This is a genomic window from Bdellovibrionales bacterium, assembly GCA_016716765.1.
Classification (GTDB): Bacteria; Bdellovibrionota; Bdellovibrionia; order Bdellovibrionales; family UBA1609; genus JADJVA01.
The window spans coordinates 992,409-1,017,661 of sequence record JADJVA010000020.1; the positions used below are offsets into that span (position 1 = coordinate 992,409).

Sequence of the window (25,253 nt, forward strand, 5' to 3'; positions counted from 1 at the left end):
CAAATCTCTGAAATTTCTCTCTAGGCAAAAAGTCAATTTACATGGTTCAGAGAATAGGAACGACACGAAACGGTTTTCAGCTGGTTAAGTGTTGTGCACGATTCTTGCTTTGGAGGTTCCCTTTAATCCAATCTTCTCGCTCCCGCTAGGGCAATCAAGTTCAATGGATATTGGAATGGTGCTAAAAGCAAAAAGGAAAAACATATGAAAAACTACTTAGTCGTTATTTTAGGGCTGATTGCAACCTCATCGGCAATAGCAAATCCGATCGATTATTCAAGTTTATCGAAGAGATTCACTCGATTTCAAGATTCAAAACCTAAAGATTCAGCACCTAAGAAGTTAGTGGCTCCACCTGACGATCGCGTTGATTTGAACGAAAATTTCTTAAATCGAGACTATTTTTCGTCTGACGAATTGGTTTGGACCCAACCACTTCAGTATCTATTAAATCACATTCAAGAGTCAGTCACACTTCCTCAGACCGTTTTGCGCACTTTCATCTCAGTAGCGGAAAAATCACTCAAGCCTAAAGAAAACAATTATCCGATATCTCTAGATTCTTACCCTGAAGATTCCATATCTAGAACGTTTATTCAAGAGAGCATCTCTGCAGCTTTCTACTACCTTAAAGGATATTACCAGTTGCCGCACAGGATGCTCAGGCTTCTTTCCGATAGCTCTGAGAGAGTATCCCCACGGGTTTTGAGTGAAGTCCTAAGCGATTCATGGCACGAACGAGGAACTATTCAGGTTCTACTTGGAGATGAGGGAGCTAGTGGGGTTAGCAGTCTCGTCACTGAATATGCCAAAGCGAGTGAACGTCAACTTGTGCAAATTCATCCGAGGTGGAATTCTGATATCAGCGATTTAGCGGGGGAAATTCAGAGCCATGTTCGTCAGGGAAATGCTCCTATTCTATTTTTTGACCAACTGGGAAGACATCCTGCTGAGGTGCTTGAAGCGGTGGCAGCCTTGACCGAAAATCGAGCTCTCATTGGAAATGCCAGCTTGATCGTCTCCTTCAAGCCAGATGCCTTCAATATGAACAATAGTCATATTAAAAGAATAGTTTCTAGCTCAGAAGCTGTTCACATTGTAGGTCATCCAAGATCTTGGCATTATTATGCAGATTTCATTCAAATCAATCTGCCGGCCGCCTTGAATCAGATCGCTAGAAGAAATGATCACGCTAAAAATCTAAGCTTGATTAATGAGGGATTGATCGTAACTGAACTTGCAAAGGCCGCATGGGAACTCCAAGAGGCTACAGGACGTTCGACTTTTAGAGATCTGCAGTTGGCTCTCCGTAGTTTAGACCCTCAGGGATTTTTTGATAGTAAATGTGGGGGTATATTGAGATTCGCACTGTATCCCCAACACAATTTTGATCAAGCGGTAAGGCGATACAAAAGTGCGGTTCAAAAATCACTAGGAAACGGAATAGACTGAGTTTCGACAAAAAAACTTGTATTCGCTCGAGTCGCTCTACCTCAATCTGTTCCAAAAGTAAGTGTATTCCATGGCCATCACATGGGCTGTCTCTTCCAGGTTTGCTCGGCCCGCATGCCCTCCGTTGATATTCTCATAATAAAAAACAGAATGTCCTTGCTCCAACATGCGCGCAGCCATTTTACGTGCATGTCCAGGATGAACTCGATCATCCTTTGTTGAAGTTGTAAACAGGGGCTGAGGATATTGCGTTTTGGGATTGAGATTGTGATAGGGAGAATACTTCAACAGATGAGCACATTGCTTGGGATCATCTGGATCGCCGTATTCGGCCATCCAGCTGGCCCCTGCGAGTAATTTTGAATACCTCACCATATCAAGCAAAGGAACCTGCACAAGTGCCGCCTTATAGAGCTCTGGCCTTTGCACCATCGTCGCACCGACCAATAATCCTCCATTGCTTCCGCCTTCAATCCCCAATTTTTCAGGTGAAGTAATTTTGCGATCAATTAGGTCCCGCGACACAGCGATAAAATCGTCAAAAGCCACCTGACGATTTTCCCTCAGAGCGGCCTGATGCCACTCGGGCCCAAACTCGCCTCCTCCCCTAATATTAGCAATGACATAGACTCCTCCACGCTCTAGCCATATCTTCCCTATGGAAGCCGAATAATAAGGCGTCAGTGAAATTTCAAAGCCACCGTATCCATATTGAATTGTCGGGTGAGTCCCATCGAAGGCCATGTCTTTTGGTTTTAGAACAAAGTAGGGGATTTCAGTTCTATCTGAGCTCCGAGCAAAATATTGAACCACCTCATACTTGCTGGCATCAAATCGATCGGGAGATTTCTTAATCAACTCGAGCTCAAAGCTGTTATCTCCATCATTCACTAAATATTGGCTAGTCGGAGTTAAGTGATCAGTGTAGGTCATCGTCGTGATATCAGCAGGCTCCTCATCGCTCTTAAGGGCGAATGTAATGACTCCCGTGGTCGGGAAGGGAAGCTGGGTGGACACCCATCGGCCCTCCTGATCCAGTTTGATATCGAGAATCTTCCCTCTGATATTATCTAGAACATTCACGAAAACTCGATTTTTTCGTACTTGAACATCTTCTATTGACTGCCGAGGACCTGCTGTAAATACTGTTTCTACGCCATCAAGATTCGTGGCTTCTCTTTTGAAGCGAACAATTGAATTGACTGGAATTGTTCGCTTTTCCAGAACCAATTTTTCTTTCAAGATTAAGAAAATGTGATTTTCCTTTATTCCAAGAAAACTGGAACTTAAAGGCTTTGGAATTTGCCGAAGAGATCCATCTCCCTCTTGGATAAACAATTCGGTATTGTAAAAATCCATGATTCGATGAAATAGCACATGTTCTTTTTCTTCGTCCCGAATCAAAGAGGAATCGGCTTGTATATCTGACTCCTTTACCTCAAATTTGATCACCGCCTGATCGAGAGGCTGACCACGATGCCAAAGCCTAACCGTTCGAGGGTACCCAGACTTGGTTAAAGAACCTTCTCCAAATTCGCCCGCAATCAGAACGGTATTCTCATTTAATCCCACCAAAGAAGATTTTGATTCAGGCACAAAAAATCCATCCGTAACAAACTGCCGCGACTCAAGATCGAACTCTCGAACGACAGCAGCATCCTTTCCTCCGCGTGAAAGAGTGACCAGCAATCTCTGAGAATTTCTGGTCAGCCATTCGTATCCCTTAAAGACCCAGTTTTCTCCCTCTGCCTGAGACAATTTATCCAAATCCAGAATAACATCCCAGTTAGGACTTTCCTTCTTATATTCTTCCAGACTTGTTCGACGAATCACCCCATGCTTGTGCACTTCGTCCTGCCAAAAATTCCAGAAATATCCTTTGTGAAAGGAGGAAAATGGCACCCGGTCCGCGGCAAACAAAATGCCCTTTATGTCTGCGAAAATTGAGTGATAGGCGGGATCGGCTTCTAAGACATCGGTCGTCTTTTGATTTTGCCCGAGAACCCAAGCCATCGACCCTTCCCCCTCTATGTCCTCAAGACCATAAAATGGATCAGGAGGAACCTGGGTGGCTGCTGCCGAAAAGGGGAGGAGCACAGCCATAACTCCAGAAATCAGTGCAACTTGAAAAAGCTCCCTGAAAATCGAAAAAACAAAATCTTCTATTTTTGTTGGAAAAAAATGAACCACGAGCCCCCCCCGTACTACCAGATTTTCTTTTACTACTTATTTGGATTTCGAAGTACCACGAGTCTCAAGCCCACACAACGCCTGACAGGCTATTTACTTTTCCCCTACAATGTAGGCAACCCATGCGTCACAGTTTTCGTTGGTGACCTCTGCTCTCGTGAATTCACCATTCCCGTCACCGCTCTTGGTCGTTCCTTCCCAATAGACATGTGTTCGACGAAACCCGACTTCCTCCATAATGTCTCTCAACTCAGGGATAGACCACATTCTCCAATCGTAAGAAAACACATTCTTTCGCTTTCGTCCCTCACCCTTAACCTTGAAATGAATATGAAAAACAGCATGATGAGTGATGGCATCAAAACTTTCTTGATCCCAAAAATAGGAAAACCCCTTGTGAACGACCTTTTCTACGTTGGGCTCCTGACAGGCCGGCCCCCCAAAACAGTCGACGATGAAAAGTCCTCCCTCGTTCAGACAAGAAAACGCATTAGAAAAATACTCCTTCATGGACGATCGGGTCTTAAAAATAAAATAGGAGAAATTCATGGCCACTATGATGTCAGCCTTGGCCAGTTTTTTTGATAATACATTTTCGTTGTAGATCTGTACGTTTCTCTGCTGTGCGGGCTTGAGTCTTGCCAAATGGTGAGCCTTTCCATAGTCGGTAGGCTCATGATCCAAATCAAGTCCAACTCCAAGATAGGAAGGATGGAGCTTCACCCATTCACACAAGATCGAGAAAGTTCCGCAAAAATCTTCCCGGAGAACAGTCGGCCTTTTGCCTCTCAACTCCTTATAAACGTCTCGCAAAAACAAAACATCTGTGTCGGGAGATTGAACTGATTTGAGATAATAGGCATATTTGTCAAAGTTATCAGACGCACTCTTTCGATTTTTACTCATTCACCACGACCCAAAATTTGATGGTTATTCTCACGACAACAGGATTCTCTTAAATAAAAAAACTCAACTTCTGAAGCTTGATCTTCAAGGAGCTTCCTCAAGAAGCTCAAGAATGGCTTGTTTGATATCACCCACCTGTGGCACCGTCGCCTCCTCCAAATTTGGATGCAAGCCAATACCAGGAAGATTCTTTGCTGCCAATACCCGAGGAGCAGCCAAGAGCTCATAAAAAAGCTCCTTCGTCATTCGACAGGCCAGATGCTCTCCAAAATTTGTCACCTCGGTGTCTTCGTTGACAAACAAAACGCGCCCGGAACGGCGAACTGACTCTCGTATTGTGTCCCAATCATAGGGTATAAGACTTCGCAAATCGATCACTTCAATATTGATTCCATCGCGCTGGAGTTCATCAGCAACCTGATTGCACATGAGCACGTTTCTTCCATAGGTAACCACCGAAAGAGCTCTTCCATGACGAGTGATCTTAGCTTTTCCAATTGGCACCGCGTACTCAGCCAATTGCGGCCATTGAGGTCGCCATTGACTTCGATCTCCAACCGGTGCGTCAATCATTTTCTTCAATTGCTTTTCATCCTCAGGCTCACCGGGAAGCAATTCCTCACCTCTGACTCGCATGAGAGCTTTTGGCTTCAAAAATAACACGGGATTGGGGTCCTGAACGGCCGAGATCATCAAGCCATAGGCGTCCAGTGGTGTGCTAGGAAAAACTACTTTCCATCCAGGAAGTCGAGTGGCCCAGGCATCAAAACTGTGGCTATGGTAAATCGATCCTCGAATCCCCGCACCAACTGGAGTCATCACAACAATGGGAAGATGATAGGCACCGTTTGAAACCCAATGGGTATTGCCAGCAATCTTTAACAAATCAATTGTGTTAAAGATGTAATCACCGAACTGAATTTCAGCAACACAGCGATCTCCTGATAGACCGAGGCCAATTGCCATCCCAATGATACCTCTCTCATCCAAGGGTGAATTCCAAGCGGTCTCCAAACCTTGAGTTGCCGTAAAAACACCGCCTAAAGGAGGACCAACGTCCTGACCAAACACATCTTTCAAGTCTAAGTTCGTCTCACAGTAATGCAGAGCCATGCGGATCGCCTGTGCCATATTTGCCATCAGAATTTTCTCCAGTCCGCGTTTTCATTTTCGAAATACACGTGCTCCCAAATACTTTCTCTCGCTGGAGGAGCTTCGAGGCGCACCGTCTCCTGAGCTTCTTTGGCTTCTGCTTCATATTCCTTCCAAAGAGACTGAGCCTGTCGATCCGATAAAATTCCGGCCCGCTTCAATTTCTCCTCGAAAATTTCTACACAATCTTCCTCCGGTCGCCGAGAAGCTCCATCAGCAGAGGAGTGGCCGTAAAGGCGCGACACCTTTGCCTCAAGTAGGACAGGCTTTCTCTTAAGCCGAATGTAATCAAGGGATTCACGTAGCTTTATGTAGGACTCAATGGGGTCATTTCCGTTGATGACCAAAGTTTTTATATTAAAGGCCTTACCTCGATCAGCAATGTGACTTTCACCATGTTGCCCTTCGAAAGCTGTTGAAATTCCCCAACGATTATTTTGAACTGTGATGAGCATTGGCAACTCGGAACCCTTTCGAGAGGCCCAAACCAAACAGCTTGCGAAATCACCTTCGGCTGTCCCAGCATCTCCCCCCGTAACAATGGAAACTCCCTGACCACCGAAACGTCGCTGTGACCACGCCGTCCCCAATGCGATAGGGTACTGAACCTCTATTGGCGAAGACACCGGAGTGACATTCATTTCAGGAAAGCAATAATGATTAGCAAAATTTCTTCCGCCAGTGCAAGGATCAGTGGACCTGTTCATGATCAATCTGATGGAGTCGATCATGGGCATCCCCATCGCAACCAAAGTTGGTGAGCACCGATAATGAAGATGAAGGAAATCGTAGGCAGGGCCCTTGCCCTTGTGAATCAGTAGCCCAAGCGGAACGCCAAAGGCTTCCTCCCCCGGTCCGCCAATCCAAAAATAGGCATCTCCCGCCTTATATATCTTGATCAGGCGATCTTCCAGAACTCGTGATTTCACCATCAAACGATGGATGTTCAATAATAGATCTTTGGGCAAATCCAATTTCGAATTTGCCATCGATTTTTTCGCTCCAAGTCTAGGCGCGGAGGTCTTGCTTTTCTTCGCCTTTGAAGTGGCCATCTTAGAGCCTTGGAAGCCCTTCTTCTTTTCTTTGCCGCGTGCGGTTTGCACACTTGACATGACTACCTCTAAATATTTTCGTGGAACACGATCTGTGTCCCACAGAGTTACCGATCCTATTCTTTCTTGTCAAAACCAAATAGTCAGTTTGTTTTATCTTCTATTTTTGAATTTCCAGGTTTGGCGCCTATTGTGACCGTAGGGCTTGAACTGTATTCTGCCAACAGATCAACAGCAATATCAACAGCCTCTTGAACATCAGGACGCTTAAGATATTTTTCCTTGCGTTGCTCTCTGGTCAAACTGGTATCCTCATCATCAATTCCAGAAGAATCTGGATCTACAGCTTCTCCAGACGCTAGCGGAGCGATGGGGGTCCCTGAAGACACGGGAGCTGAATCCGCTGGCTGGTGTCCCTTTTTCTCTCCGGCAAGCTTCCCCGAACTATCAGGCTTATCGGTTTTGTTTGCCTTTGCGGATTTGCCTGACTTTCCGGGGCCATCGCCCTTCTTTGCCTGAGTCTTAAGTTTATATTGTTCGGCCACATCAATAATGTGTCCGCGCTTCTTCGCCTTAGCAATCTCTGTCTCTAGTTTCTTAAATTCCTCGTTCGACTTTATTCTCAAAGCCGATTTCTTCCGCAAAACACCCATCAACTCATTATTGACCGGTTTCCAAGCGCCCTCGCCCTCAGCAACATATGCTTTGCGGGAAAGAAACGGAGCAACCTGTTTTGGAGGCAAAGAATAGTCAAGATTCTTCTCCCCAATTTCATCTGTCGAGTAAGCGCTCGGCATCACAACATCCGAATCCACTCCAACATGCTGAGTTGATTTTCCACCGGCCGTAAAGAACATGCCCACTGTCGTTTTCATTGCTCCAAGTCCCTGCGGCAGTTTTTCAACTGACTGCACAGTGCCCTTTCCAAAAGTATGGTCACCACCAACCACGACGGCTCTCTTGTAGTCTTTCAAAGCTCCAGATACAATTTCCGAAGCGCTCGCCGAAACCCGGCTAATCAATACGACCAGCGGTCCAGCCCAATCCACATCCGTATCCCTGTCGGGAAGAATGAGTGGTTCCTGACTCTCTATGTCTCGACTCGACTGCTTAACGACATTTCCAACTCTGAAGAAAAGCCCAGCAATACGGACAGCATCATCAAGCGAACCTCCTCCGTTGCCACTGAGATCCAGAACCATTGCATCGGCTTTTTTCTCACGGGCTTCTGCAAGGAGTTTCTTCATGTCGTCAGCTGCCGAACGTCCCTTTTTTCGGCTATCCGAATAAAATGAGGGTAGGGTCAGTAGGGCAATTTTCTTCTTGGTTCCATTGAGCTCACGATCAAAATAAGAGATCTGGGCGGCTTCGTCTTCTAACTTGATTTTGTCTCGAGAAAGAACGACTTGAAAACGTTTGCTGCCATCAGCTTCTTTGCGAAGAATTGTGAGTTTAACCTTGGTACCTTTCTTCCCGCGTATCAAGCGCACAACATCTCTTAAATCCATTTCAATCACATTTTGAGGTTCGCCCTCTTCGCCTTGGGTCACTTCTATGATCTTATCCTTTGGCTTGAGTTTTCCCGATTCGTAAGCGGCACCGCCTGCGATCAACTGCTCGATGACAGTAAAACCATCCTGAGAACTTAAAGTGGCACCAATCCCCTCCAAGGACAAAGCCATTTGAATTTCAAAATCTTCGAGAGCATCCTTCGAAAGATAGGACGTATGTGGATCCAGGGCCCTCGCGAAAGAATCAAGATAGTTCGACCAAACCTCTCGTTGTGGTGTCTCTTCAACTCGGTGCATAACTCTCTCGTAGTTTCTCATCACACGTTGCTTGGATTCTTCGAGAGACATATCCGAGGCCATATAGCTGGCCACCTGGTATTGAAGATAGTTTTCATGAAAAGCATTTAATTCTGCCAAATTTTTTGGACGCTTGCGCTTTTCTGGGTCTAAAACAAACTTTATATTAGGATTGAACTTAAATTTGGGACCCAGAGCCTTTTTAACGAAGGCCACTCTCTCTGCCATCCTTTTAACAAAGAGCGCATTTATTTTGGTTATGGCCGAACAATCGTTGACTCGTAATTTCTCAAACAATTGAGCTGTCAGATTGTTAACGTCAGCCTCATCTTTTTCAAGGAGGTACATTTTACTTCCATCGAGGCGTTTAATAAACTGATCCGTCGTTCGCCTTTCAAGATTTGGAGCCCGAATGCTCGTATAATTTATATGACGACTAAGATAACGCTGCTGAATCTCATACAAGTGTTCACACCTTAACTCTAAAACCTGAGGGCTCATCAGCTGCGCCTGCACTAAGCGTGAACTGCTCGCTGTTGCACAGACGATGAACAAAACGGCCCAGACAGATCTTAAAAAATGGCCTGACCACTGTATCTTCTGATTCATAGAATTCCTCATTTGATAAATTGAATATCTCTTATCACTTCATCGGCAACAAGATTGCTAATCTATCGTATTATTTGTCCTTTATCAGTTACCTCGACGATTGACCAGTTGATATCTTCAGAGCGGAGTCCGTCTCGAGATGGTTTGAAAAGCTTCCACTCAATTGGCCTGTCCTCCGAGCCAGCAAATAGGCTAGCAGCGCGACAATTATTGTCGCGGCGTGATAAAACTGGAGCGCAAATGAAATTATATACTGCAGCGTATTATCTGCAGAGTTGAATGACGCGTCGATCCTGAGTTCTGTTCGAATCAATCTCTTCGATCCACCTTCTCAGTGGATGCCCGGCGCACATGACTCTTTTTGCAGACACCGGAGGAATCTTTTCGCTCTCAATCTCCTTCATGCTTGATTTTGATTTTGTCTTTCCTCTTGTCTTGGTCTCAGACTTTGCAACCGAGGGGACTTTTTTCCCTCTGGTGCTCTCAGCCTTTTTTACTGTTTTTTTATCCCCACCAAGCTTCTGGTTGATAAGTCCCAGGGCCATTTCCAGAGTGAGTGACTCAGGGTTCATTTTCTCAATCAGTGAGGCGTTTATTTTGCCACACTTCACATAGGGCCCGTACTTGCCCGAAAACAAGTTGATCTCCTCTCCTGTCTCCGGGTGTTTCCCTAACTCCTTCAAAGGCTGCGCCTTCCCTCGAAGCTTTTTCTCTTGAGCAAGAAGCTCCAGCGCAAAATTCAGGTCCACCAGAAAAAAATCCTGCGCTTTTGGCACGGACCGAAAATCTCCGTCGTGCACAATGTACGGACCAAACCGTCCAAGCCCCTTTTTGATTTCCTTTTTTGTCTCTGGATGAAGCCCAAGTACCTTCGGCAATTCTAGCAATTGAAGAGCCTGTTCAAGAGTCACGTCTTCGGGCGGAAGAGTGACAGGCAAAGCCATTCGCTTTGGTTTCTCATTCTCTCCTTGGCTGTCACCCAGCTGGACATAGGGTCCGTATCGACCCGACAACACATAAACAGACTTTCCCGTCACAGGATCCTGACCTAAGGCATCGGCCCCATTTATTTTTTGGTCTATCAGTTTATTGGCAATTTCAGAAGTGATGTCTCCCGGAAATTGATTGTCAGGCAAGGAAGCGCAGACTTCCTCTCCCGTTTTTGGCTCCACTCGACAAACATAAGCTCCGTAGCGCCCGATTCTGAAACTCAACTTTTCGAGCCCCTCTAAAACAATCGCACGTGAATCATCAGTTATTGATTTTTCCCTTTGGGCGACTTGGTTTCTGAGGCCACGATCTCCAAAGTAGACACTCTTCAAATATTTTCTGTGATCCAGGTCCCCTTGAGCCACTTCATCCAAGGATTTCTCCATCTCAGAAGTGAAACTCACGTCGACGTAATCTGGAAGATGGTTGCTCAAAAGTTTTGATACCACAAGCGCGGTAAAAGTCGGAACCAGGGCATTGCTCACTTTCTTCACGTAACCCCGATCCTGAATTGTCCCGATGATGGCCGCATAAGTTGAAGGGCGTCCGATGCCTTCCTTCTCCATCGTTTGGACCAAAGTTGCCTCCGTGTATCTCGCTGGCGGCTTTGTCTCATGTTCGGTCGATTTTAAATCACGACCGACAATCGTTTCTCCAACTTTCAGAGGAGGCAAGCGCACTTCTCTGTTGTCCAATGCGGCGTCAGGATCATCGCTTCCTTCGACGTAGGCTTTTAGGTATCCAGGAAATTCAATCGTCATACCCGAAGCTGAAAATACGGCATCTTCTACCGCAAACTTAACACTCACTTGTTTTTGACGGGCATTGACCATTTGGCTGGCCACGGTCCGTTTCCAAATAAGATCATAGAGTTTAAACTGAGATCCATCGAGTTCTGCATCCTCTGGTTTGACAAACTGGGTCCCAGCCGGACGAATTGCCTCATGAGCCTCTTGAGCCCCCTTCGCCTTCTTTCCTGAATAGTCACGCGGCGTTTCGGGAAGATAGTCCTTTCCATAAAGATCAAGGATGCAGCTCCGGGCTGCCTCAATCGCTTGCTGAGAGAGGTTCGTGGAATCTGTACGCATGTAGGTGATAAACCCTTTTTCGTAAAGCTTTTGAGCGAACTCCATGGTTTCGCGAGAACTGTATCCCAGCTTGCGATTCGCTTCCTGTTGAAGGGTTGAAGTAATGAAAGGAGGATATGGTTTGCGCGAAACGGGCTTTTCTTCAACCTCAGATACCTTGAACGGCTTTCCTTTGAGGCCAGTCACGAGTTTTTCGGCAGCTAATTGATCAAGGGCGACCACCGAAGAAGCCCTTTCGCTTGAAAGCTTCCCAGTCCGACTGTCAAAATCCTTTCCAACAGCTATCCTTTTATCTCCCAGACCAACCAAACGAGTTTCAAACTCGATTTTATCTTTTTCACACTTCGATGATATTCCCCAATATTGAGATTTCACAAAACGAATCCGCTGGTGTTCTCGTTCCGCAATCAGCCTCACAGCCACTGACTGAACACGTCCAGCCGACAGCCCATAGGCAACCTTCTTCCAGAGCAAAGGAGAAATGGTGTAGCCCACCAAACGATCCAAAATACGACGTGCTTCCTGCGCTCTCACCAAATTTTCGTCGATATCACGAAAGCTGCTCAGAGCTTTTTCAATGGCACCTTTTGTGATCTCGTGAAAAACCATTCGCTTTATTGGAACGCGAGGTTTCAATACCTCAACCAAATGCCAACTGATGCTCTCTCCCTCACGATCTTCGTCCGTTGCAAGAATGAGTTCGTCGGCATTCTTTAATTTGTCTTTTAATTCTTTGACAATTTTCAGCTTTGTTTTCGGAATGCAGTAAACAGGATCAAATCCCTCGTCCACATTCACTCCAAGGCTGGCCCACTGTTCCTTTTTTACCTTTTCAGGAATGTCCTTCGCAGATTGAGGCAAATCTCGCACATGTCCCATGCAGGACTCGACCACGAATCCTTTTCCTAAAAATTTCCTTATCGTTCGCGCCTTTGTGGGCGACTCAACGATGACCAACTTGATCCCGGTATCAGGTGATTTTGCCATGAGTATTGTTATCTCCGATTTGACCAGAACCCTTCGCCGCACAAACTCTCAAGATATCTATATATAATCGATACAGACACGACCGATAATTAAAGTCAGCGCAGGGCTCCTTTTATTCTTTGATCTCTGGCAATAAGATAGGAGATGTCACGAAATAGATTCAAGTCCTTATTGAGAAAAGGTAATATATCCCTTCATGACTCAGCGCAAACTCGACCTTGGAGCAGCCATGAAAAGCCTCAGCCATTTGGTGGACCACAAAATAAGGGTTCTATTTTCAGACATCGACGACACAATTACGACAAACGGAAAATTAAGACCTGAAGCTTACAGAGCAATTTGGGATCTACATGATCATGGTATTTCTGTCGTGCCAGTCACGGGAAGGCCAGCGGGCTGGTGTGAAATGATTGCCCGATTCTGGCCCGTAGCTGGTGTCATCGGCGAGAACGGAGGCTTTTACTTTCGCTACTCGGCCGAAACAAAAAAAATGAAACGCTTCTTTTGCCTCGATGCAAAAACAAGATCTGCTCATCAAAAGGCGCTCGAAACAATAAGGGAGGAGATTCTCAAGGAAATTCCAGACTCCGCCGTGGCCTCCGATCAATTTACCCGCATCTGTGATCTCGCCATCGATTTTTGTGAGGATATTCCTCCCCTCAACAATCAAGCCATCAAGAAAATCGTCTCAATTTTCGAGAAGCATGGTGCCATAGCCAAAATCAGTTCAATTCATGTCAATGGCTGGTTCGGAGGCTACGATAAACTTTCCACCTGTCAAGAATTCTGCCGCAATGAATTCGGTTGGAATTTGTCGGATCGCCTCAACGAAACCGCTTTTGTCGGTGACTCCCCCAATGATGAACCCATGTTTTCATTTTTTAAGCATTCATTTGCCGTGGCAAATATCCGCAGTTTTGTGAATGATCTTAAATATCAGCCCCACTACGTCACGAATGCAGAAGGCGGAGAAGGTTTTGCTGAACTTGCAAACAGGCTGCTTGTGACCAAACAAAGCTAATAAAACCAACGCCAACAAAATTAAATACGAGAGCAAAGATCGAGCGAGAGAGCGCTACCTCTCCCGTTTTGTGTTTCCCAATTGCAAAGCAGCGAACGGATTATTAAAGGGCTTCGCCGCAGGATGGCGCCCCTGTTGTTCACGATTGCGTTGCCTGTTATCTCCTCCACCTTTGTGAGGACCGGGCTTCTGTTGGCCACCGGCTTTGGCTCTGTCTCTATCTCTGTTGTTGCTATTGTCATTTTTATTATGGCTACCACGAGGGGCCGAGGCTCCAGCGGATCTACCTTCCTTCGAGCGATCGGCACGGCGAGGCTCGGCGGGGGGACGAGGCTCGGGCCTTCGTTCCGGCCTGTCTTCCAGCAGCATCGTGAGAGAAATTTGATTTTTATCCTTATCAACGCCCAAGACCTTTACGGTGACCTGATCCCCGGGTGCAACCACCTTGCGAGGATCATCAACAAAACTATGCGCCAATTGAGAAATGTGCACCAAACCATCCTGATGCACTCCAATATCCACAAACGCGCCGAAGTTAGTGACATTTGTAACGAGACCTGGACACACCATGCCATCCTTTAGGTCAGCTACCTCATGAATATCCTCTCTAAATTGAAATACCTTAAAAAGATCCCGAGGGTCCCTCCCTGGCTTCTTAAGTTCTTGAGTGATGTCATCAAAGGTAAATTCACCAATTAACTGGGCCCACTTGGGTTTCAGTTTTTCTAAGTTCGCGGCACTCTCGCCTGCCAATTGACGAGGCGTCAAGCCCAACTCATGGGCCATGTCCCGTACTGCCTGATACCTCTCAGGGTGGATTCCTGTTTCATCTAAAAAAGACTTGCCCCCGCGAATTCTCAAGAAACCGGCCGCTTGCTCAAATCCCTTCGTGGAAAATTTAGTCACATTTAAGAGATCTTGGCGATCTTGAAAAAGGCCATTTTTCTTTCGGTACTCAACAATGTTTTTGGCAAGGGCAGGACCGATGCCCGATACATACTGAAGCAAGGACTCGGAGGCGGTATTAAGGTCAATTCCAACTTGATTCACGCAGCTTTCAACGACGTCATGCAAAGATTTCTTCAACTGCACTTGACCCACATCATGCTGGTACTGACCAACCCCAATACTCTTAGGATCAATTTTTACAAGTTCCGCCAGAGGATCCTGCAGCCTTCGTGCAATTGAAATTGCTCCGCGAACTGTGATGTCCAATTCAGGAAACTCTTCGCGTGCAACATCAGAAGCTGAATACACACTGGCACCAGATTCGTTCACCATGATGACCGGTACGTCTGAACCAAGATCCTTCATCACTTTTCGAATAAACGACTCGGCTTCTCGCCCACCCGTTCCATTTCCAACCGCTATAGCTTCAATTTTGACCTGCTTAATCACTTCGCCGAAAAGTTTTTTCGCCGTTTCCTCAGCTCCATCTCCATGAACCTGAAGCACCGTTGATGACATATAAGAACCTGATTTATCCAGAAGGGCCAACTTACATCCAGTTCGAATACCTGGATCCACCCCGAGAACAACCCGAGCACCATAGGGACTTGACATCAAGACTTTACGAAGATTTTCTGCAAAAACGAGAATTGCATCCAAATCTGCCTTTTCTTTCAGTAACCGATGAACCTCATTTACAATTGATGGAATCACATGAACTTGCAGAGCAACTTTCGCCGCTTCCATCAAAAAAGCCTCAGCAACATGGCCCTTCGAGGAGCATGAAGCCCTCTCAAAATAGGATAACATCTTCGGCTCATCGGCCTCGATGGAAACCTTGAGCTCTTCTTCCTGCCAACCGCGCCGAATGGCCAAATAGCGATGAGAAGCCTTCGCCTGCTGAAGATTCTTTACTGACTCCTTGAAATCCGCATACATGTCAAATTTGGAGTGCGTTTTAAATTTTGTCGATTTTACCGAAGTCACAATGCCGTGGGTCATAAACTCGGCACGGACTAACTCTCGAAGTTCAGTGCTGTTGTTAAGGCGCTCGACAACAATGTGTTGGGCTCCCCTCAACACTTCATCGTAGGTAGCGTAACCAGCCATGGGATTAATGAATTCTTTGGCCTTTACTTCGAGAGCTACACTGCCCGAACTCTCTCCATGCCCAACGGCCCACAGCCAATCCGCCAGAGGCTCCAATCCCGCCTCGCGAGCCAAAGTTGCCTTTGTTTTCTTTTTTCTTTTATAAGGTCGGTAAAGTTCCTCGATATCTCCCAAATCCCAAGAACTCTCTATTCTTTCTCTCAGTGCCTGGGTCAGATTTCCCTGTTTCTCTATTTCAGAAAGGACAAAGCTTTTACGCTTTACCACCTCTGTCCAGGTCGCAAATGAATCTAAAATGCCCCGAATTTCCACTTCATCAAGGTTTCCGGTTTTTTCTTTGCGGTACCGAGCCATGAAAGGAACGGTAGCTCCCTCGGCACTCAATTCAAGAACAGCTTGAATCGACCTCTCACCGATTTTAGGAAACGATTTATGAAAATAAACTTTGTAGCTCTGATCCAAAAGAACAGCCATAATTCACTCAATTATTATAGTTATTATTTGATAAGGACTATGAACAAAAAGATGAACTCCATTAGCAATCATAATCGCAACATCACTTATGACGGTACATAATCAGTCCGTGCGAAGGGTCGTAGGGGGATACTCCAACGGTCACTTTATCTCCAACGACGACCCGAATATTAAAGCGTCGCATCTTTCCACAAAGTTTCGCCGAAATCTGAACATCATTCTCTAACTTAACCTTGTAGATTCCGCCAGCTGCAGCATCCACAATTTGTCCTTCCAATTGCGCCAAGTCATCTTTTGCCATGCAGGTACTTTTATCCTTATCTAAATCTAAAAATTCAAAAATCTCTAAAACCGAATTAAAATACAATGAAACAAAACTGATTAAATCCAACTTAACGCAGGACAGGAAAGAGCGCCGCGAACCTATCGGTAATTAGAAATCAAATACCGAACTCCATCCTTAAACAAAACCTCAAGACGATCATTTTTATTCGCCAAAATATAACCCCACCCCAAAACCTTGTGGTGAATGGCCGTCTTCGCCTCGTAAGTCCCGCGCATGCTATAGGGAGCTGACTCAATATCTTTTGCCTTACGGTTCAAAGATGTCCATTTTTGCGCGAGCCGACCCAACTTTTCGGAAGCTTGCGACTTGGACCGCCCTGCTTTTCCAGCTACTTCGACTTCAGCGTTTACTTGTGTTTCATTCTCAAGGCAAGGATCATTCGCAGCTAGCTCCCTTACTTTTGCCCCAGATTGGTTGCGATTCACGCTTTCCCTGCCCCGTCCTCTTTTGCCCCCAGCCTGGGTTTTACCTAAAACCGCCGGTTTGGAGCTTGCCTTGGTCATTGGCTCCGCTTTTGGCTTCTCTTTCTTCGCGACACTGATTTTCACCGCCTGCTTTGCGCTCGGATGCGGGGATTTCCCGTCTCGAAGAACCTTCGCCAAGGATTTCTTGGCTTTTTCTAATGGTTTGGCTGCAGCTGAAAGCTTTGACTTCACCTGCCCCTTCCGCTCACTCGATTTCTTTTTTAAAGTCTCTTTGCTCTTTGACATCTTTTCTTTTGACGGCATCGTTAATCCCCCCGGGTAGCTGTCACCTCTTACCGCAATTTCAATTAAATGGGTAGATTCAAAGGCGGTAAAAATGGATCTCCCAATATTCCTTCACAAATTAATGCTTTGTTTCACCGATTGTGACTGGACTCAGCTTACTGTTAGAGTAGGCATTTTTTCAAAGGCCTTATGAGGTTTCGATTGGGAATAATACTTGGCGACATAGTGAAAAGGTTTTCAGATCTCCTCGAACTTCGCCGAGGATCGGTCAAAACCGAATTGACCCGAATCAGCGATCCCGGTTCAGGAGAGACGGGATCAATCGCCTTTGCTTCAGGTCCGGAACACTTAGATAACTTGCGAACCGGAAATCCTTCCGCAGTGGTTATCCCGAAATCAGCAGAGCTTCAAATGAACGATATCCCTGAAGGAACGTCGGTCGTTCTGAGCCAAAATGTGAAACTCGCGATGGCTCTCGTCGCTAAAGAATTTTTTCCCCATCCGTTGGCGAAACAGACCTACGGAGGTGAGGGAGTGCATCCCAAAGCTGTCGTCGATCCAACCGCCCGGATTGGCCATCGAGTTACAATTGGTCCCCATTCAGTTGTCGGCCGAAATGTCATTATTGGGGACGATGTTTTCATTGGTCCCAATACAGTGGTCGAAGCCGGCTCAACACTCGGTTCCGGAACTTATCTTCATGCTCAGGTTTATATAGCCTACGATACCCACATCGGCCGCTATTGCGAAGTCCTCCCTCAATCGAGTCTTGGTTCAGAGGGTTTCGGTTACGCAACCGACGCTAAAGGACAACATCACCGGATCACACATTATGGGCGTCTTATTTTGGAGGATTTTGTTCACATTGGTTCTTGTGTCTGTATTGACCGGGGGACCTTCAAGGATTCCGTGATTGGGGCCGGAACAAAAATTGATAATCTCTGCCATCTCGGACACAACATCACGACGGGAAAAAACTGTTTTCTCACAGCTGGATTTATTTCCGCTGGATCAGCGACCTTGGGCAATAATAACTTTATGGGAGGGCGAACCTCGGTCGCAGGACACATTGTGATCTGCGACAATGTCCAAGCCGCAGGAGTGTCAACCATTCACAAAGATGTCCTTAAACCCGGAACCTACGGAGGATATCCCTTTATTGCGCTGAAGGATTTCTTAAAAGTACAGGCCTCCCTCGTTCATTTGCCTCGGATGCGCCGCAATCTTTCTCAAATAATGAATAAGCTGGGCCTGACAGACGAGTCAGACTAAGGAATACTGAGGAGTAATAAGAAAGACGGAACCTGATCGAAATGCACTCATTTGGTAAACCCGCGATTCATAGAGACTCAAGAAAGGTTCATTCCATGAAGCGATTCTACATCACGACTCCGCTCTACTATGTCAATGACCGTCCTCATATAGGAACGGCCTACACCACGATTATCGCTGACGTCTTGAATCGCTATCATCAGCTGTTCGGTGAGGAAACTCTTTTCCTGACGGGTACAGATGAGCACGGCCAGAAGTGCCAGCAAGCCGCCGAGAAGAGAAATCTCACTCCCCAGGCCCATTGCGACGACATGGTCCAGAATTTCAAAGCCGCTTGGAATAGCCTGAACATTAAATATGACATATTTTTCCGCACCACCGACGATTATCACAAATCAGCCGTCCAAAAAATCCTGCAAGAGCTTTACGAGCGGGGTGATATCTACGAGGCCACTTACGAAGGCTGGTACTGTGTCAGCGAAGAAATTTTTTATACCGAAAAAGAAATCATTGATGGGAAAAGTCCAACGGGTAAAGAGGTTCAGCGAATTTCCGAAAAGAATTATTTTTTCAAAATGTCCAAATACCAAAATACCCTCATCTCTCACATTCAAAATAATTCTGAATTTATTCAGCCAGAAAGTCGACGAAACGAAGTTCTAGGTTTCCTAAAAAAACCGCTCAATGATTTGTGTATCAGTCGTCCGAAGAGTCGCTTGAGTTGGGGAATTGAAATTCCTTTCGATCGCGACTATGTCACCTATGTGTGGTTTGACGCTCTGCTCAACTACGCAACGGGCGTTGGTTTGCGACAGGAAGGCCAGGATTCTCAGTTCAAAAAGTGGTGGATGGAGACGAGGCCAATCCACATTCTCGGAAAGGACATTATCACCACTCACTCAGTCTACTGGACCACTATGCTTCTCGCGATCGGTATCCCTCTGCCGACCACGATTTTTGCTCACGGGTGGATTCTTAACAAGGACAACGCCAAGATGAGCAAATCATCAGGAGAGGTCATTGATCCCTTGAGTATGAAAGACTTGGTTGGAGTGGACGCCTTCAGGTATTTTCTTGTTCGTGACATTCATTTTGGAAACGATGCCCCCTTTTCTCAGAGCCTTTTGATCAATCGAGTGAATACCGATCTTGCCAATAATCTTGGAAACCTTCTCAGTCGGACGGCCAATCTGATCACCAAGTTTTTTGACGCAAAGGCTCCTCAGTCTTCAGGCCAAGACGAAAAATCTCAAAATGTCAGAGCGATTGCATTGGCAACAGCAGGGGAAGTTCGCCGTGACATCGAAAGGCTGGCGCCTAGCTATGCCCTCGAACACATCGTCAAACTTCTCAACGAAGCCAACCGCCACCTAGAAGAGACGGCTCCATGGAAGCTTGCCAAAGAGAACTTGGAAGCAGCAGGCCAATCTCTTTACACGGCTCTTGAGTGTTTGCGAATTTCGGCCATTCTACTGCATCCGGTCATGCCGTCGAAAATGGAAGACTTACTGGATCGCCTCGGAAAGTCCAAAAATGATTTTTCTCTGGCGTCTCAGTGGGGCGTCATCCCAAAGGGAGCCCCTATTTTGAAAGGCGATCCTCTCTTTCCTCGATTGGACAGCTTAGATAGTAATGGCTTGGAATCATAGATTTGAACCCTCGAGAAACTACTGGCCAAGAAGTGATCTTTAATTCATAACCTGGAATCATTGAAAGACGCTGGTCAACAGTGGTCAACCCAAGTCACTCCCAAGGAGGCTCTCGTGAGTTACACCTTTTATATTTGTTTGCATCTCATTGGCCTTATTTCTCTGTTTTATGCGCTTGGAGGCGTTGCCCTTCACCTCAAAAATGGGGGAACAAGGGATTTTAAGCACCGCCGCTTTATCATGATCACCCACGGTGTCTCTTTGCTTGTGGTTTTCATTTCTGCCTTCGGCTTGCTTGCCCGAATTAATATCACCTGGCCATGGCCTCTCTGGGTATGGGCAAAATTAGTCTTGTGGCTTTCGTTGGGCGGCGTCGTTCGACTTTTTTTCAAGAAGCCTCAGCTCGCCGGGATTTTATATTTTGTCGTTTTGACATTAGGAGCTTTGGCCGTGCTCTTGGTTGAACTAAAGCCCTGAACCACAAGAGACCCCATCTTATTATAAACTGGCCCACTTGATTGTTGTTCCAAACTCCAAGGGCGCCTGGCTGAAGCAAATCTCAGGAGTCCAGGATCTTCAAACATGCGTCCGGCAGCAGCGCTCACGTTGTGAGCACTGCACCAAGCCGAACTCGATCCTGAACCCCTGAGATTGCTTCAGCCAGCTCCCTGTGTCTTTTGGACACAACAGAATCACTGACGGCTTGCGGGCCACAGCCAAGGATTCCAACTTCGGATGGCGATCATGACATATGATTTTTAAGGCTTCTGGAATCTCTCGTTGCACACCAAGTTTTGCGGATGAGGGGATTGACCTCCCCTTGGCCGGCATTCGATTCATGCAAAAATCAATATTCTATCGTCCATGACAAATGACCGTGAAAGCTTCGAGAAGAAGGATCTCGATTTTAATACAGTGGTTGGCCCGCAAGCCGTCAGTGATTCTGTTGTGTCTAAAAAACACAGGGAGCTGGCTGAAGCAATCTCAGGGGTTCAGGATCGAGTTCGGTTTGGTGCGGTGCTCACAACGTGAGCACTGCTGCCGGACGCATGTTTGAAGATCCTGGACTCCTGAGATTTGCTTCAGCCAGGCGCCCTTGGAGTTTGGAACAACAATCAAGTGGGCCAGTTTAAGCCTATTATCTTATTTGATGGCCCCCAAGTCTAAGCGGCCTTTCCTTTCAGAGAACCAAAATAATCTCAGCGATCTCAACGAATGTTGTATTCCAAAAAGCGACAGTCGAGATTCCCGTTGTAAACTTTTATTTTTCGCTCCGCCTTCAACCTCATGGCTCCCGTTAACTCTTCATTGCCTGAAAGCAAAAATAGCTTCCAGCCCTTGAAGTTCTGTTTGAGTGAGAAGGCCAAATCCCTGTAGACGTCTTTCAAATCCTCGCTGATCCCCATGCGTTCTCCGTACGGAGGATTGACAATGACAATTCCTGGAGGTGCTCCGGGAATTGCTTGAAGGGTCGTTACATTTCCTTTTTCAAAGATAATAGATTCTCTGACCCCTGCCGCCTCCGCGTTTTTTTTGGCTGATATCAATGCCTTTCCATCGCGATCATAACCATAAAGTTTGGCAGGAATATTATCGAATTCGCCTTCGACGACTTCGTCTAGGACTTGTGACCAAACTTCTGGCTGAAAAATCAAATGACCTTGAAAGGCAAAGTGCCTCCGAAATGTACCGGGCGCGACATTGAGAGCTTTGAGAGCTGCCTCGGTCAGAAAAGTTCCGGAACCACACATGGGGTCGAGCAAGGGCACTTTTCCATCCCATCCCGTCATCGCCAGAAGTCCCGCGGCCAAATGCTCACGAATCGGAGCCTCCACGGCGTGTTTTCTGTAACCGCGAATTGAAAGACTATCTCCCGACGTATTGATGGCAACTGATACCGTATTTTTTAACACGCGAACAACAATTTCTAGATCTGGATTGTCCCTCTCGACATTTGGACGAATATCAAATTTCTCCCGAAATTGGTCGACAATTGCGTCTTTGGTCTTCATGGCCACAAGACGCTGATCCTGAAGCGCACTTTCTCGAGTGTGGGCATCGACAGAAATCGTTTGGTCAGGTCTAATGTATTTCGTGAAATCATGTTTACGCAGATTATGATAGAGATCCTCTGGTTTGTAGGCCGGAAAGTCGAGAACCGGCAACAAGATCTTGGTTGCCGTTCGCAAACAGAGGTTAGCCCGATAGCAGCCAGCCCAATTGGACTCAAAGCTTAAGCCTGTTAAGTCCTTCTCAATAACCTTAAACCCTAAATCATTCAGTTCTTCTTCAAGAACGTCACGAAGCCCTATCGATGTGAGCGCCAAAAACTTTGCCATAACATCCCCTATCCCTTTTCATATTGAATTGCAAAGAATTGGGGCATTTAGGGAAGGATTACAAGAGTCTACTTACTCATCACTCTGAGGTTCCTCGTCATCCTGAATCTTGATTTTTAGGATCTCAGATTGAATAGCTTTGACGTTTATTTTTCTCTCGGGGACAACAAGAGTGGCCTGAACTTGAAGATTTTCCTCATCCGCACCTCCTGGATAGGTCCGATTTTTCGCCCTTTCTCTCATTGCCTCCACGTCGATCTTGGTCTGAGCTGTCGCAGATCCAAAAGAGACTAGCCGGGAATTCGAGGCCAGTATATGAGAGCGCTTAAGCAGATAACTGAAACCCGCATCCGACGCCAAAACAAAGAACAACACGATAACAAAAAAGAAAGCGTTTTTAAAAGGACCTTCCATTGGGGACCCTCCCTCATTTGCTGGCTCTGGCTCAGCTCAATCTTAACGAGTCATTCTAGCACTGACTCCGCCAGGCGAAAATCAGAATTGCGAGTAAATAGGGAACTAGCTATTTCTTTTTGGAAGATGGCTTGCGAAGGTTTATCTTGCTTGTCTGCGCGGCTTTGGTTGTCTTTTTTGGAGACTTTGCCGACGAAAGAGGCGTCTTTTTTCTGCCTTTTGCTGAAGATGCAGATTTTACTCCAGGTTTTTTTAACTTGTTGTCTGATAAATTCCCGGCGGGGCCTTGAGGGGATTTTCCCGACTCTGCAGCCTGTAACCGAGCGACGCTTTCTTCATTTTTGCGCTTTTTTTCCATTTCCATTTCATAACGAAGACGTAGTTTTTGATTTTCCTGAGCCATTTTGACTTTCTCGCGGTCATCTGGAGTGAAGGGTCTCTGTATCTGCCCCTGAAAGCCGTCAAACACCTGAGGTGCCAAGGGCGAAGGCGGTTCGGCACCATCCTTTAAACTTATATTTGCCTCTGGCTGCAATTGCTTGGCTTTCTCAATTCGCTGTCTCACAGCTTCAGTGATCGGATTGACAGCTTCAGAAGCAGTTACTTTTTCTTCAGCTAGGCTCAGGCAAGGGATTGACAGCAGCGTCAAAAAGCTACTTAAAAATAGGATTGAGAAAAAAGTGCCAAATTCCATTGTTCTCTCTTCGGATTTTCAAACGCGGAACTGATTGGATCTTGGTCCTGATGTCCTGCCCAATCTGTAAAACCTCAATGGGATCAGAGGCGACGGTGACTCTTCATTGGAATTTGATTGCGCACGGAGCTAATAAGTGAGGGATCAAGAGTGCTCTCAATGATCTGAGGAGACTCCTCTCCTTCATTTTTTGCCTGAGATAAGACCACTCCCCAGGGATCCACGATCATCGTGTGTCCCCAAGTTTTTCTGAGATCGCCCCTGCTGTTCAGGTGACTTCCTCCCTGGGCAGGAGCTAAAACGTAAGCCTGACTTTCGATGGCCCTCGCTCGCAGCAAGACCTCCCAATGGGCTCGTCCTGTCGGAACCAAAAAGGCCGAGGGGACCATCAACACATCAACTTGATGTTTCGCATAATTCAAGAATAGTTCAGAAAAACGCAAATCATAACAAATTGATAGGCCGATTTTCCAACCATCTATGTCGATGATTTTTGGCTCAGTTCCAGCGGTCAATTCATCCGATTCACGCGTTTGCTGAACTCCCAAGACGTTCACATCAAAAAGGTGGATCTTTCGATACACGACCTCAGGACTCTGATCACTTCTCAATCGAATCGTGGCGTTTACAGTCTGACCATTTTCCTCTAAAAGTGCCGTGGTGAGTAAAATGTCGCAAGCATGAATCCGACAGAACTCCATGAGTCGTAAAAACACCGGATCTTGAAGTCTTGGAGCCTGTAATATGGCATTTCGATCCAAACGCATAAAGAGAGAATTCTCTGGAAGCACGACCAGTCGAGCCCCACCCCGTTCAGCCAGCTTCCTCAATCCAAAAAAAATTCTCTCCTCGTTGAGTGCCATATCATCGACTGAGGTGAGCTGAAAAAGAGAGACTCTGAGAGGTTTAAGCCCAATCCCAGAACCAGTACCTTTTGAGTCCTTTTCTGCCTTATTACGCATAGAGCTATTCAGTTTTGGTAGCCGATGGTTCCGGCAAAGGGGAAATCGAAGATTTCGCTGTGATATCCTGACATTTCCAGTCCGCAACTTCCAAATTGCGACGAATATTTTCAGCAAATCGAAGACAACTGGACACGTTAATTCCAGAGCCCACACTGCGGTCTACCCCGATTTGGTATAGACCGTCTCACAAGTCCCATTATCTGCGGGCACGCGTTCAACTCGAATCGTGCGAATCATCTTTTTATTGCGAGAGAGAAAATAGGTCGAGGTCTCCTCTGCAAAAGCAAAATTCGAAGCCACCCGCAGAGAAGCCGAAAATGAAAATAAAAACAAAAATATAAAGGAAAACACCCAAATACGAGGATTTTTCGTCCAAGCCATAGGGAGCAGAATAACAAAGTGCGACTTGAAGCTCAAAACAATTATGAGCATAGAGCCACAAAGCCAATAAAAAGGCCAACCTTAACGATTAGCCTAAGAAAAAGCCTGACGACTTTTTTGAGGTGACCACTCTATTACTTACGAGCGGAAACTTTCTTTTTAGCTGTTTTCTTAGCGGCTGCAACTTGCTCAACCAATTTGACGTTTGAGTAGTTTAAATAGCCTTCCAAGGTTTTAAGTCCGTCTTTTTTATCAAAGTGAGTCTGCATCCTCACACCCTGAACACGGACAAGTAACTTACCAGGGTTGATTTCCAAAACAGAACCACGCTTGCCTTTGTCTGCTCCGGCTATCACTTCAACGGTTGCACCCTTTTTTATTTTCAATTTCATTTCTGGTCCCCTTTAGCGGGTCGATTGAGTTTCTTCATGATCCGACCCTTTATTTCCAATGCTCGTTTGGAGAGCACCTTGTCAGGCTGATTCAAAATAAAAGTATCAAAACCACCCACATGTTCCAGCGATCTGATCGTTCTGACTGCCATCTTGAGACTCACCAAAGAATTCAATGATCGGCTAAATACACGTTTTTGCTGAACATTAGGGAGCGCTCGAGACTTGGTTTTGATATTTGAATGGCTCACCAAATTTTTTACAATGGGGCCTTTTCCGGTCAATTCACAGCGAGACATTTTAA

General features: G+C 46.1%; 22 protein-coding genes. 6 read left to right on the forward strand and 16 right to left on the reverse strand.

Annotated elements, in window-relative coordinates:
• Positions 1-204 precede the first annotated feature (204 nt).
• Positions 205-1,452: a hypothetical protein gene (locus IPL83_13405; GenBank protein ID MBK9040138.1), complete on the forward strand. Its 1,248-nt coding sequence runs from the start codon at positions 205-207 to the stop codon at positions 1,450-1,452.
• 36 nt (positions 1,453-1,488) lie between these two features.
• On the opposite strand, the gene IPL83_13410 is transcribed toward IPL83_13405, so the two are convergent.
• The 6 genes from IPL83_13410 to topA form a co-directional block, all read right to left on the reverse strand.
• Complete coding sequence (locus IPL83_13410; protein MBK9040139.1) at positions 1,489-3,642, reverse strand: S9 family peptidase; 2,154 nt, start codon at positions 3,640-3,642, stop codon at positions 1,489-1,491.
• Between the two features lie 93 nt (positions 3,643-3,735).
• Positions 3,736-4,548 carry a class I SAM-dependent methyltransferase gene (locus IPL83_13415; protein ID MBK9040140.1) on the reverse strand — a complete coding sequence of 271 codons (813 nt, stop codon included), beginning with the start codon at positions 4,546-4,548 and terminating at the stop codon, positions 3,736-3,738.
• An 84-nt stretch (positions 4,549-4,632) separates the two neighbouring features.
• Entirely contained in the window at positions 4,633-5,688 is a 1,056-nt protein-coding gene (locus IPL83_13420; GenBank protein ID MBK9040141.1) for an alpha-ketoacid dehydrogenase subunit beta, read from the reverse strand.
• Complete coding sequence (locus tag IPL83_13425; protein MBK9040142.1) at positions 5,688-6,752, reverse strand: thiamine pyrophosphate-dependent dehydrogenase E1 component subunit alpha; 1,065 nt, start codon at positions 6,750-6,752, stop codon at positions 5,688-5,690. Before IPL83_13425 ends, IPL83_13420 begins: the two co-directional genes overlap by 1 nt.
• Before the next feature lie 143 nt (positions 6,753-6,895).
• Positions 6,896-9,169, reverse strand: coding sequence for a carboxy terminal-processing peptidase (locus IPL83_13430; GenBank protein ID MBK9040143.1), 2,274 nt, complete (start codon positions 9,167-9,169; stop codon positions 6,896-6,898).
• Positions 9,170-9,432: 263 nt separating this feature from the next.
• Positions 9,433-12,234, reverse strand: coding sequence for a type I DNA topoisomerase (gene topA / locus IPL83_13435; protein MBK9040144.1), 2,802 nt, complete (start codon positions 12,232-12,234; stop codon positions 9,433-9,435).
• A gap of 229 nt (positions 12,235-12,463) precedes the next feature.
• Between topA and IPL83_13440 the strand changes: the two genes are divergently transcribed.
• Entirely contained in the window at positions 12,464-13,255 is a 792-nt protein-coding gene (locus IPL83_13440; GenBank protein MBK9040145.1) for an HAD-IIB family hydrolase, read from the forward strand.
• 54 nt (positions 13,256-13,309) lie between these two features.
• Here IPL83_13440 and IPL83_13445 read toward each other — a convergent pair whose 3' ends face one another.
• From IPL83_13445 to IPL83_13455, 3 genes are all read right to left on the reverse strand, one after another.
• The gene (locus tag IPL83_13445; GenBank protein ID MBK9040146.1) at positions 13,310-15,775 is read right to left on the reverse strand and encodes a helix-hairpin-helix domain-containing protein; all 2,466 of its coding nucleotides are present in this window, start codon (positions 15,773-15,775) and stop codon (positions 13,310-13,312) included.
• A gap of 94 nt (positions 15,776-15,869) precedes the next feature.
• Entirely contained in the window at positions 15,870-16,088 is a 219-nt protein-coding gene (infA, locus tag IPL83_13450) for a translation initiation factor IF-1 (GenBank protein MBK9040147.1), read from the reverse strand.
• A 122-nt stretch (positions 16,089-16,210) separates the two neighbouring features.
• Positions 16,211-16,861, reverse strand: coding sequence for a hypothetical protein (locus tag IPL83_13455; GenBank protein ID MBK9040148.1), 651 nt, complete (start codon positions 16,859-16,861; stop codon positions 16,211-16,213).
• Positions 16,862-17,044: 183 nt separating this feature from the next.
• On the opposite strand from IPL83_13455, the gene lpxD reads away from it, so the two are divergent.
• The 4 genes from lpxD to IPL83_13475 all read left to right on the forward strand — a co-directional run bounded on the left by lpxD (position 17,045) and on the right by IPL83_13475 (position 20,796).
• Positions 17,045-18,115 carry a UDP-3-O-(3-hydroxymyristoyl)glucosamine N-acyltransferase gene (gene lpxD / locus IPL83_13460; protein ID MBK9040149.1) on the forward strand — a complete coding sequence of 357 codons (1,071 nt, stop codon included), beginning with the start codon at positions 17,045-17,047 and terminating at the stop codon, positions 18,113-18,115.
• Between the two features lie 95 nt (positions 18,116-18,210).
• Entirely contained in the window at positions 18,211-19,764 is a 1,554-nt protein-coding gene (metG, locus tag IPL83_13465; protein MBK9040150.1) for a methionine--tRNA ligase, read from the forward strand.
• A 114-nt stretch (positions 19,765-19,878) separates the two neighbouring features.
• Positions 19,879-20,241: a hypothetical protein gene (locus IPL83_13470; protein MBK9040151.1), complete on the forward strand. Its 363-nt coding sequence runs from the start codon at positions 19,879-19,881 to the stop codon at positions 20,239-20,241.
• 387 nt (positions 20,242-20,628) lie between these two features.
• The gene (locus tag IPL83_13475) at positions 20,629-20,796 is read left to right on the forward strand and encodes a hypothetical protein (GenBank protein ID MBK9040152.1); all 168 of its coding nucleotides are present in this window, start codon (positions 20,629-20,631) and stop codon (positions 20,794-20,796) included.
• Between the two features lie 176 nt (positions 20,797-20,972).
• Here IPL83_13475 and IPL83_13480 read toward each other — a convergent pair whose 3' ends face one another.
• From IPL83_13480 to rpmB, 7 genes are all read right to left on the reverse strand, one after another.
• On the reverse strand, positions 20,973-22,103 hold the full coding sequence (locus tag IPL83_13480; protein MBK9040153.1) for an RNA methyltransferase: 1,131 nt from the start codon (positions 22,101-22,103) through the stop codon (positions 20,973-20,975).
• Between the two features lie 72 nt (positions 22,104-22,175).
• Positions 22,176-22,517: a hypothetical protein gene (locus IPL83_13485; protein MBK9040154.1), complete on the reverse strand. Its 342-nt coding sequence runs from the start codon at positions 22,515-22,517 to the stop codon at positions 22,176-22,178.
• A 109-nt stretch (positions 22,518-22,626) separates the two neighbouring features.
• Positions 22,627-23,211, reverse strand: coding sequence for a hypothetical protein (locus IPL83_13490; GenBank protein ID MBK9040155.1), 585 nt, complete (start codon positions 23,209-23,211; stop codon positions 22,627-22,629).
• Positions 23,212-23,294: 83 nt separating this feature from the next.
• Positions 23,295-24,173 carry a carbon-nitrogen hydrolase family protein gene (locus tag IPL83_13495; GenBank protein MBK9040156.1) on the reverse strand — a complete coding sequence of 293 codons (879 nt, stop codon included), beginning with the start codon at positions 24,171-24,173 and terminating at the stop codon, positions 23,295-23,297.
• A gap of 162 nt (positions 24,174-24,335) precedes the next feature.
• Positions 24,336-24,608 carry a hypothetical protein gene (locus IPL83_13500; GenBank protein ID MBK9040157.1) on the reverse strand — a complete coding sequence of 91 codons (273 nt, stop codon included), beginning with the start codon at positions 24,606-24,608 and terminating at the stop codon, positions 24,336-24,338.
• 83 nt (positions 24,609-24,691) lie between these two features.
• Positions 24,692-24,949, reverse strand: a complete 258-nt coding sequence (locus IPL83_13505) for a KOW motif-containing protein (protein ID MBK9040158.1) — start codon at positions 24,947-24,949, stop codon at positions 24,692-24,694.
• A complete protein-coding gene (gene rpmB / locus IPL83_13510; GenBank protein ID MBK9040159.1) occupies positions 24,946-25,248 on the reverse strand; it encodes a 50S ribosomal protein L28 in 303 nt (100 codons plus the stop codon). Before rpmB ends, IPL83_13505 begins: the two co-directional genes overlap by 4 nt.
• Positions 25,249-25,253: the final 5 nt, after the last annotated feature.

Excerpts from the sequence above, each read along its gene's own strand:
- IPL83_13485 (MBK9040154.1), bottom strand. The coding sequence starts at position 22,517 with ATGGAAGGTCCTTTTAAAAACGCTTTCTTTTTTGTTATCGTGTTGTTC.
- IPL83_13440 (MBK9040145.1), top strand. The coding sequence starts at position 12,464 with ATGAAAAGCCTCAGCCATTTGGTGGACCACAAAATAAGGGTTCTATTT.
- IPL83_13455 (MBK9040148.1), bottom strand. The coding sequence starts at position 16,861 with ATGCCGTCAAAAGAAAAGATGTCAAAGAGCAAAGAGACTTTAAAAAAG.
- rpmB (MBK9040159.1), bottom strand. The coding sequence starts at position 25,248 with ATGTCTCGCTGTGAATTGACCGGAAAAGGCCCCATTGTAAAAAATTTG.
- infA (MBK9040147.1), bottom strand. The coding sequence starts at position 16,088 with ATGGCAAAAGATGACTTGGCGCAATTGGAAGGACAAATTGTGGATGCT.
- IPL83_13425 (MBK9040142.1), bottom strand. The coding sequence starts at position 6,752 with ATGGCCACTTCAAAGGCGAAGAAAAGCAAGACCTCCGCGCCTAGACTT.
- IPL83_13500 (MBK9040157.1), bottom strand. The coding sequence starts at position 24,608 with ATGCTCATAATTGTTTTGAGCTTCAAGTCGCACTTTGTTATTCTGCTC.
- topA (MBK9040144.1), bottom strand. The coding sequence starts at position 12,234 with ATGGCAAAATCACCTGATACCGGGATCAAGTTGGTCATCGTTGAGTCG.
- IPL83_13420 (MBK9040141.1), bottom strand. The coding sequence starts at position 5,688 with ATGGCAAATATGGCACAGGCGATCCGCATGGCTCTGCATTACTGTGAG.
- IPL83_13480 (MBK9040153.1), bottom strand. The coding sequence starts at position 22,103 with ATGGCAAAGTTTTTGGCGCTCACATCGATAGGGCTTCGTGACGTTCTT.
- IPL83_13495 (MBK9040156.1), bottom strand. The coding sequence starts at position 24,173 with ATGCGTAATAAGGCAGAAAAGGACTCAAAAGGTACTGGTTCTGGGATT.
- IPL83_13505 (MBK9040158.1), bottom strand. The coding sequence starts at position 24,949 with ATGAAATTGAAAATAAAAAAGGGTGCAACCGTTGAAGTGATAGCCGGA.
- IPL83_13405 (MBK9040138.1), top strand. The coding sequence starts at position 205 with ATGAAAAACTACTTAGTCGTTATTTTAGGGCTGATTGCAACCTCATCG.
- IPL83_13430 (MBK9040143.1), bottom strand. The coding sequence starts at position 9,169 with ATGAATCAGAAGATACAGTGGTCAGGCCATTTTTTAAGATCTGTCTGG.
- IPL83_13475 (MBK9040152.1), top strand. The coding sequence starts at position 20,629 with ATGACAAATGACCGTGAAAGCTTCGAGAAGAAGGATCTCGATTTTAAT.
- IPL83_13490 (MBK9040155.1), bottom strand. The coding sequence starts at position 23,211 with ATGGAATTTGGCACTTTTTTCTCAATCCTATTTTTAAGTAGCTTTTTG.
- metG (MBK9040150.1), top strand. The coding sequence starts at position 18,211 with ATGAAGCGATTCTACATCACGACTCCGCTCTACTATGTCAATGACCGT.
- IPL83_13415 (MBK9040140.1), bottom strand. The coding sequence starts at position 4,548 with ATGAGTAAAAATCGAAAGAGTGCGTCTGATAACTTTGACAAATATGCC.